The organism is Salipiger sp. (assembly GCF_059781815.1).
Genome location: NZ_JBYNAH010000225.1, coordinates 1 through 8638, shown reverse-complemented (window position 1 = coordinate 8638; position 8638 = coordinate 1). Strand labels below are relative to the sequence as shown.

The 8638-nt window shown below is 68.7% G+C and carries 7 protein-coding genes; 1 reads left to right on the top strand and 6 read right to left on the bottom strand.

Annotated features, from left to right (window positions below; translation table 11 throughout):
* The coding region (locus tag AC6RA4_RS20615) for a Hint domain-containing protein (protein ID WP_500163535.1) at positions 1 to 1331 on the top strand (1331 nt) is incomplete at its 5' end.
* Between the two features lie 3 nt (positions 1332 to 1334).
* On the opposite strand, the gene AC6RA4_RS20610 is transcribed toward AC6RA4_RS20615, so the two are convergent.
* The 6 genes from AC6RA4_RS20610 to AC6RA4_RS20585 form a co-directional block, all read right to left on the bottom strand.
* Positions 1335 to 1877, bottom strand: a complete 543-nt coding sequence (locus AC6RA4_RS20610) for a flavodoxin domain-containing protein (protein WP_500163534.1) — start codon at positions 1875 to 1877, stop codon at positions 1335 to 1337.
* A gap of 92 nt (positions 1878 to 1969) precedes the next feature.
* Positions 1970 to 2746, bottom strand: a complete 777-nt coding sequence (locus tag AC6RA4_RS20605) for a gamma-glutamyl-gamma-aminobutyrate hydrolase family protein (protein ID WP_500163532.1) — start codon at positions 2744 to 2746, stop codon at positions 1970 to 1972.
* Between the two features lie 66 nt (positions 2747 to 2812).
* Positions 2813 to 3241: a GlcG/HbpS family heme-binding protein gene (locus AC6RA4_RS20600; protein ID WP_500163531.1), complete on the bottom strand. Its 429-nt coding sequence runs from the start codon at positions 3239 to 3241 to the stop codon at positions 2813 to 2815.
* 179 nt (positions 3242 to 3420) lie between these two features.
* Positions 3421 to 5568 carry a malate synthase G gene (locus AC6RA4_RS20595; protein WP_500163529.1) on the bottom strand — a complete coding sequence of 716 codons (2148 nt, stop codon included), beginning with the start codon at positions 5566 to 5568 and terminating at the stop codon, positions 3421 to 3423.
* Between the two features lie 162 nt (positions 5569 to 5730).
* Positions 5731 to 7539 carry an ABCB family ABC transporter ATP-binding protein/permease gene (locus AC6RA4_RS20590; protein WP_500163527.1) on the bottom strand — a complete coding sequence of 603 codons (1809 nt, stop codon included), beginning with the start codon at positions 7537 to 7539 and terminating at the stop codon, positions 5731 to 5733.
* 263 nt (positions 7540 to 7802) lie between these two features.
* A partial coding sequence (locus tag AC6RA4_RS20585) for a LysM peptidoglycan-binding domain-containing protein (RefSeq protein ID WP_500163525.1) occupies positions 7803 to 8638 on the bottom strand: 836 nt, incomplete at its 5' end.

The window sequence follows — 8638 nt, the reverse complement described above, 5'->3', positions numbered from 1 at the left end:
ACGACAGCCTGATCGGCGGCGACGGCAACGATCTGTTCTATGGCGGCTCGGGCTCTGACATCTTCGAAGGCGGCGCCGGCGCCGACAGCTTCTACGGCGGCTGGGGCCTCGACTATATCAGCTATGCCAACTCCGACGCGGCGGTTTCGGTCAATCTCGGAACCAACACCTTCTCCGGGGGCCACGCCGAGGGAGACTCGAACCTCAGCGGCGTCGACGGCATCATCGGCTCGAGCTTTGGCGACAGCCTGACCGGCTATGACGGTCACGGCATGGATGGCGATGGCAGCTATTGGACCAACGTGATCCTCGGCGGGGCCGGCGACGATACGATCTCGGGTCTGACCGGGCGCGACTGGCTCGACGGTGGCGCCGACGCCGACAGCATCGACGGCGGCGACGACGAAGACACGATCTACGGCGGCGATGGCGGCGACTACCTCGTCGGCGCGCGCAGCGCCGACAACGTCTACGGCGACGCCGGCGACGATACCATCGAGGTCTCGCATGGCGACACCGTCGACGGCGGCGACGGCGACGACCTCTTCCGCCTCGTCGATCTGGGCGAGACCCCGGGCAGCACGATCTTCATCGAGGGCGGCACAACCGGCCAGACCTTCGGCGATACGCTCGATCTCAACGGGCTGGTCGACCGCACCACGCTCAATATCACCGACACGACCGGCGGCGAGCAGACCGGCACGGCGCAGATGTTCGACGGCACCACCGTCAGCTTCTCGAACATCGACACGATCATCTGCTTCACCCCCGGCACCCTGATCCGCACCGCCACCGGCCTGCGCCCGGTCGAGGCGCTGCGCCCCGGCGATCTGCTGATCACCCGCGACGCCGGCCCGCAGCCCCTGCGCTGGGTCGGCGCGCGCGAGGTTCAGGCGACCGGCAGTTTCGCCCCCATCCGCGTGCACGGCGGCGCCCGCCCCCTGCTGGTCTCGCCGCAGCATCGCATGCTGCTCTCGGATTACCGCGCCGAGCTGCTCTTCGGAGAGCGCGAGGTCTTCGTCAGCGCCGCGCATCTGGCCGAGCACGGCGCCGCCGAGATCCTCGCCGGCGGCACCGTGCGCTACATCCACCTGTTGCTGGACCGGCACCACGTCATCGAAGCCGACGGCCTCGCCACCGAGAGCTTCCACGTCGGCAGCACCGGGCTCGAGGCGCTCTCCGAGGCCAGCCGCGCCAGCCTCTTCGCCACCCTTCCCGAGCTGCGCGCCGATCCCGACCGCTACGGCCCCACCGCGCGCCGCTGCCTGCGCCGTCACGAGGCCCGCTCGCTGCTCGACTGGCGCGACGGGCTCAAGCTGATCGCCGCCTGAGTCTCAGCGCAGGACCGAGGCCACCGCGGCCCAGTCATCCACCGCCGCCGCCAGCGCCGCCCAGTCGGTATATTCCCGGTCAGCCTTGGGATCGACCTTCTGGTCATGCTGCGACGCGATCCAGCGCATCGCCCAGGACTTGAAGAAATCATACTCGGTGAATCGGAAGGCGCCGGCCACCTGTTCGATGCGCTCCGGCGTCCAGCCGAACCCCGCCACCGTCTTGTCGGCGATCTCCCGCAGCTCCTGCCATTCCTCGGCATCCTGCCCCGCCGCCGCCAGCGACACCTGCAGATAGAGCACCGGCATCCGCGACAGCACCCCGGCATGATCGCGCGCAAACGCGATCAGCTCGGGCTGCAGCGCGCCCACATGCACCGACCCCGCCAGCACCGCCGCGTCGACCCGCGCCGGCTCCAGCCCCTCGGCATCGCTGACGTTCAGCAGTTCCACGCTGTGGCCGGCAGCGATCAGCCGGTCGCTGACGAAGCGGCAGATCTTGCGGGTCTGCCCCTCGGTGGTGGCATAGGCAATCAGGATACGCATCTCTCGGCTCCTCTCCCCGGGTCCGGGGGAAGCCTAGCAGCCCGCGTGGCGCGCCACCTTGCTCTGGCGCAAGCGGCGTGTCGTTGCGCGGATCAGGCCGAGATGCGCTGCGGTTCGCGCCGCGTGGCGGCAAAGTCGCGCACCGCGTCGCCAAAGGCCTCGAAGAGCGGCCGCGACACCGGATCGTTGGCCGCGTCCCATTCCGGGTGCCACTGTACCGAAAGCGTAAAGCCCGGGGCGCCCTTGACATGGATCGCCTCAGGCGTGCCGTCGGGGGCGAAGCCCTCGATCTCGATGCGGCTGCCGGGGCGCTTGATGCCCTGCCCGTGCAGCGTGTTGGTCATCACCTCGGTGGCGCCGAAGAGCTTGTGGAACCGGCCGCCCTCGGCCAGCGTCACCTTGTGGCGCAGGGCAAAGCGCTCCTCGAGCGTGCCGTCCGGGGGCATGCGGTGGTTCATCCGCCCCGGCAGGTCGCGGATCTCGGGATAGAGCGTGCCGCCCATCGCCACGTTGACCTCCTGGAAGCCGCGACAGATGCCGAGGAAGGGCTGGCCGCGCTCGACGCAGTGCCGCACCAGCGGCAGCACGATGGCGTCGCGGGCGCGGTCGAAGGCGCCATGCGCCTCGGTGGCTTCCTCGCCGTATTCCTCGGGGTGCACATTGGGCCGCCCGCCGGTGAGCAGGAAGCCGTCGCAGGTCTCCATCAGCTCCTCCACCGAGACAAAGCGCGGGTCGGCGGCGATCAGCAGCGGCAGACAGCCCGAGACGCAAGACACGGCCTCGGTGTTCATCTCCCCACCCGCATGGGCCGGGTAGTGATCGTTCAGAAGGTGCTGGTTGCCGATGATGCCGACGACGGGACGGGCCATGAAAACCTCTTTCTCGCTGCTGCTGCACTGCAACATAGTGCAGCAGCAGCGATTTCGAAAGATGGCTCAGACCTCGGCGACCAGCCCGGCCGCCTCGACGCCCGCTTTCGCGGCAGTGGCGTCATTGTCGGAGGTGTCGCCGGTGACGCCCAGCGCGCCCATCACCCGCCCCTTGGAATCCTTGACCAATACTCCACCCGGCACCGGGATCAGCTGGCCGCCGAAGGCGCCGTTGGCGGCGGCGATGAAATAGGCCTGTGCCTCAGCGCGCGCCATCTGTGCACTGCCCGCCATGCCCAGCATCACCGCGCCATAGGCCTTGCCCTGCGCGATCTGGAACCGGCCCGGGCTGGCGCCATCCTGGCGTTCGAAGGCAATCACGTGCCCGCCCGCATCCAGCACCACCGCCGAAAGCGGGTTCAGCCCCATTTCCTTGCCCGTCTCGAAGGTCTTGCGGATCATCACCCGCGCCCGGCTCAGTGAAATTGCAGCCATCGCGACCACCTCCTCTTCCCTGTTTTCTCTAAGGATCTTCTCTGGTTTCCAAATACCTCGGGGTGAATGCCGCGCGCCCCGCGCGGCAGAGGGGCAGCGCCCCTCCCCTTTGCCGGTGGCCCGCAGGGCCGCCGGCCGGGCGACGCGGGCAAAGCCCGCGGCGCAATCCCTCGTCCCCCTCAGCCAGCGGCCTTCAGCTCGAGACGACGGCGGTGCAGCACCGGCTCGGTATAGCCCGACGGCTGCACCCGGCCCTCGAAGACCAGGTCGCAGGCGGCCTTGAAGGCCGGCCCGTCATAGCCCGGCGCCATCGGCCGATAGGCCGCGTCGCCGGCGTTCTGCCGGTCCACCACCTCGGCCATGCGCTTCATCACCGCCATGACCTCGTCCTCCGAGACCACGCCGTGATGCAGCCAGTTCGCCAGATGCTGCGACGAGATCCGGCAGGTTGCGCGGTCCTCCATCAGTCCCACGTCATGAATATCAGGCACCTTCGAGCAACCGACGCCCTGATCCACCCAGCGCACCACGTAACCCAGAATGCCCTGCGCGTTGTTCTCGATCTCCTCGCGGATCTCGTCCTCCGACCAGTTGGCGCCCTCGGCCACGGGAATCGTCAGCAGGTCCTCGAGCGTGCCGCGCGGGCCCCCGGCGGCGATCTCCGCCTGCCGCGCGAGCACGTCGACCTCATGGTAATGCAGCGCGTGCAGCGTCGCGGCAGTGGGCGACGGCACCCAGGCGCAGTTGGCCCCCGCCTTCGGGTGGCCGATCTTGGCCTTCAGCATATCCGCCATCAGGTCCGGCATGGCCCACATGCCCTTGCCGATCTGCGCCTTGCCGCGCAGCCCGCAGGCAAGGCCGATATCGACGTTGCGATCCTCGTAAGAGGCGATCCAGGCCGTGCCCTTCATGTCGCCCTTGCGGATCATCGGGCCGGCTTCCATCGAGCTGTGCATCTCGTCGCCGGTGCGGTCGAGGAAGCCGGTGTTGATGAAGGCGACCCGGTGCCTGGCGGCGCGGATGCATTCCTTGAGGTTCACGCTGGTGCGGCGCTCCTCGTCCATGATGCCGAGCTTCACGGTGTATTGCGGCAGGCCCAGCGCCGCTTCCACGAAGCTGAAGATCTCGTCCGCAAAGGCCACTTCCTCCGGCCCGTGCATCTTCGGCTTCACCACGTAGACCGAACCCTTGACCGAGTTGCGCGGCCCGTCGCTCTTGCCGAGGTCATGCTTGGCGATCAGCGTGGTCACCATCGCGTCCATCAGCCCCTCGAAGATCTCCGAGCCGTCCTCGAGCAGGATCGCCGGGTTGGTCATCAGGTGGCCGACATTGCGCACCAGCATCAGCGCGCGCCCCTTGAGCACCAGCTCCGAGCCATCCGGCGCGCTGTAGATGCGGTCGCCATGCAGATCGCGGGTGACCTGCTTGCCCCCCTTCTCGAAGGTGTCGACCAGATCGCCCTTCATCAGGCCAAGCCAGTTGCCATAGGCCTGCGCCTTCTCCTCGGCATCGACGCAGGCGACCGAATCCTCGCAATCCATGATCGCCGAGACCGCCGCCTCCATCAGCACATCCGCGAGCCCCGCAGCATCGGTCTTGCCGATGAAGTGGTCGCGGTCGATGACCAGCTCCACATGCAGGCCGTTGTTGCGCAGCAGGATCGCCTCGGGCGCCTCCGCCACGCCGCGGTAGCCGGCAAATTGCGCCGGGCTCAGCAACGGCTTGCCCGAGACCCGCAGCGTGCCACCCTCGACCGTATAGGCGTCGGCCCCCGCATGGCTGCCACCATTGACCGGGAAGATCGCGTCGAGGAAGGCTTTCGCCGCTTTCACCACCTCACCGGCACGGTCCATGTCGAACCCGCCCTTGCCCGGCAGGGAGCCCAGCGCGTCGGTGCCGTAATAGGCGTCATAGAGCGAGCCCCAGCGCGCGTTGGCGGCGTTCAGCGCGTAGCGCGCATTGGTGATCGGCACCACCAGCTGCGGCCCGGGGACCGAGGCAAACTCCGGGTCGGTGTTCAGCGTCTCGATCTCGAAATCCTCGCCCTCGGGCACGAGATAGCCGATCTCTTCAAGGAAGGCGCGGTAGGCCTCCGCGTCATGCGGCTGGCCCTTGCGCGCCAGGTGCCACTCGTCGAGCTGGCCCTGAATGCGCTCGCGGGTCTCGAGCAGCGCCGCGTTGCGCGGGCCGAAGCTGTGCGCCAGCTCCGAGAGCTTCTCCCAGAAGGTCTCCGCCGCCACGCCGCTGCCCGGCAGCGCCTTCTCTTCGATGAAGTCGAACAGAACACGGTCGATCTGAAGACCGTTGCGGGTGATGCGGTCGCTCATGGCAAGCCTCCTGGCAGGATTCGGGCAGTGGTAAGTTTCCCGACGTGTAGGAGAGTTTCCGATCGGAAACAAGTGCGGTCATATTATTTGACCAATTTAGACGCAGGAAGGCAGACCCCTTGCGAGGGGCCTGCCTTTCCCAGCCAAAAAGAGGCCGTGATATCAGGCCGCGTCGCGATCCGCCTGCTGCCGTGCCCAGAGCTGGGCATAGCGCCCGCCGCGCGCCAGCAGCGCCTCGTGGGTGCCCTCCTCGACCACCTCGCCCTTCTCCAGCACCACGATGCGGTCGGCATCGGCGATGGTCGAGAGCCGGTGCGCGATGGTGATCACCGTGCGGCCCTCGCCGGCGCGCTTCAGCGCGGTCTGGATCTCGGCCTCGGTCTCGGTGTCGAGCGCCGAGGTGGCCTCGTCGAGCAGCAGGATCGGCGGGTTCTTCAAGAGCGTGCGCGCGATGCCCACCCGCTGCTTCTCGCCGCCGGAAAGCTTCAGCCCGCGCTCGCCCACCTGGGTGTCGTAGCCCTCGGGCAGGCTCTCGATGAAATCATGGATCTGCGCCGATTTCGCCGCCGCCACGATCTCGGCCTCGGTGGCGCCGTCGCGGCCATAGGCGATGTTGTAGCGGATGGTGTCGTTGAACAGCACCGTGTCCTGCGGCACCACGCCGATGGCGGCGTGCAGGCTGTCCTGCGTCACGTCGCGCAGATCCTGCCCGTCGATGCGGATCGCCCCGCCGCCGACGTCGTAGAACCGGAACAGCAGACGCCCGATGGTCGACTTGCCCGAGCCCGAGGGCCCGACCAGCGCCACGTTCTGCCCGGCGCCCACCTCGAGCGAGACGCCCTTGAGGATCGGCCGCTCGGGATCGTAGCCGAAGCGCACCTCCTCGAAACGCACCACGCCGCCGGCCACCGCGATGGCCGGCGCGCCGGGCCTGTCGGTGACATCGCGGGGGCTGTCGAGCAGGTCGAACATCTCGCCCATGTCGACGAGGCTCTGGCGGATCTCGCGATAGACCGTGCCGAGGAAGTTCAGCGGCATGGTGATCTGGATCATGTAGGCGTTGACCATCACGAAATCGCCCACCGTCAGGGCGCCGTTCTGCACCCCCAAAGCCGCCATCACCATGACGATGACCAGCCCGGTGGTGATCAGGAAGGACTGGCCGAAATTGAGGAAGGCGAGCGAGGTCGCGGTCTTCACCGCCGCCGCCTCGTAGCCCTTCATGGCGGCGTCATAGCGCGCCGCCTCGCGCGCCTCGGCGCCGAAATACTTCACCGTCTCGAAGTTCAGCAGGCTGTCGATGGCCTTCTGGTTGGCGTCGGTGTCCTGCTGGTTCATCGTCCGGCGCAGGCGCACGCGCCACTCGGTGACCTTGAAGGTGAACCAGACATAAAGCGCGATGGTCACCACCACGACGGCGAGATACCAGACGTCGAAGAGAAAGAAGAGCACCCCCGCCACCAGCGTCAGCTCGATGATCAGCGGCCCGACGCTGAACAACATGAAGCGCAGCAGGAACTCGACCCCCTTGACCCCGCGCTCGATGATCCTCGACAGCCCGCCGGTCTTGCGGCTGATGTGATAGCGCAGCGACAGGCGGTGGATATGGGTGAAGGTCTCGAGCGCCAGCCGCCGCAGCGCGCGCTGGCCGACGCGGGCGAAGACCCCGTCGCGGGCCTGCTGGAAGCCCACGGTCATCAGCCGCGCCAGCCCGTAGGCGATGGTCAGCCCCACCGCGCCCAGCATCAGGTCGGGCACCTCGCCCGAGAGGCTGTCGACGGCGCGCTTGTAGAGGATCGGCGTGCCCACGGCGATCAGCTTGGCGAGCAGCAGCAGCCCCAGCGCGATCACCACCCGGCGCTTTACCCAAGCCTGCCCCTCGGGCCAGAGATAGGGCCAGACGCGGCGGATGGTGCGCAGGCCCGAGCGGCGTTCCTCGCGGGCGATCTCGGCGGTGGTTTCAGGGGGCATGGCGGGTCCGTGGTGGCGAGCTGTCCCGCCTGCCTTACCGCGCCGCGCCGCGGAGAACCAGACCACCCCCCGGCCTCCGCGCGGGCCGATCGGGCGTTGCAGGGGCGCTGCCCCTCTTGGCGCTGCGCGCCAATTCACCCCGAGGTATTTTTGAACCAAAGAAGACAGGAGCGCCGCGCCCCTGCTTCTCTTCGTCAAAAATACTCCCGCCGGAGGCGTCCGGCTGTGCCGTCCCGCGCCGTGGCCGGGCGCAAGGCGCGACCTCAGTCGGGCAGTTCGAAGATCTGGCCCGGATAGATCAGGTCCGGGTTGCGGATCTGGTCGCGATTGGCCTCGAAGACCTTCACATAGGCCAGCCCCTCGCCGTAGCGGTCGCGGGCCAGCGCCCAGAGCGTGTGGCCGGGCTGCACGGTGACCGCGGTGAGCGCCGCCTCGCCGGCATCGGCCTCATCGGCGGCGGCGGCGAGCCTGGCCGGCTCCTCGCGCAGGAACGGGCTCTCGGCCCGGGCGGTCACGGCGCCGTCACGGCCCAGCTGGTCGACCCGCAGCGTATAGGTGCCGCCCTCGACGCCCGGCAGATCGATCTGCCAGCGGCCCGTGTCCGGCACCTCGCCAACCGCGACGGAGCGGTTGTCGAGATAGACCCGCAGCGTCGCATCGGCGCTGCCGCGCCCGGAAAGCGTGACGCCCCCGGCCTCGTCATAGGTGATGGCATCGAGAGCCACCTGCCCCGTGGGCAGCGGGTCCGGCGCCTGCAGCACCTCGACACCGGCCTCGGTCGAGAGCAGCACGGCCGGGGCGGGCGCAGGCCCCGGCTCGGCGGTCGCAAGCGCGGTGGGCGCATCGCGCGCGGGGTCCTCGTCGGGCTTGGCCTCGTCGGGCGCGGCATCCGCCACTGCCGCAGTGCCTTCGGCGGGGGGCTCCGGCGTCTCGGTTGGCGCAGGCGGCGCAAGGATGACCTCCTCGGACGAGGCGATCTCGCGCTCGCCGACCTTCATGCTGAGCCGCAGAACGCGCGGATCGGCGGAGGGCGGCAGATCTAGGAACAGGGCAAACCGGCCGGCGGAATCGGCGGAGGCCACCGGCTGCGCCTGACCGT

Bases quoted from the DNA above. Each gene is read 5' to 3' on its own strand.
- AC6RA4_RS20595 (WP_500163529.1), bottom strand. From the start codon at position 5,568: ATGAGCGACCGCATCACCCGCAACGGTCTTCAGATCGACCGTGTTCTG.
- AC6RA4_RS20600 (WP_500163531.1), bottom strand. From the start codon at position 3,241: ATGGCTGCAATTTCACTGAGCCGGGCGCGGGTGATGATCCGCAAGACC.
- AC6RA4_RS20590 (WP_500163527.1), bottom strand. From the start codon at position 7,539: ATGCCCCCTGAAACCACCGCCGAGATCGCCCGCGAGGAACGCCGCTCG.
- AC6RA4_RS20605 (WP_500163532.1), bottom strand. From the start codon at position 2,746: ATGGCCCGTCCCGTCGTCGGCATCATCGGCAACCAGCACCTTCTGAAC.
- AC6RA4_RS20610 (WP_500163534.1), bottom strand. From the start codon at position 1,877: ATGCGTATCCTGATTGCCTATGCCACCACCGAGGGGCAGACCCGCAAG.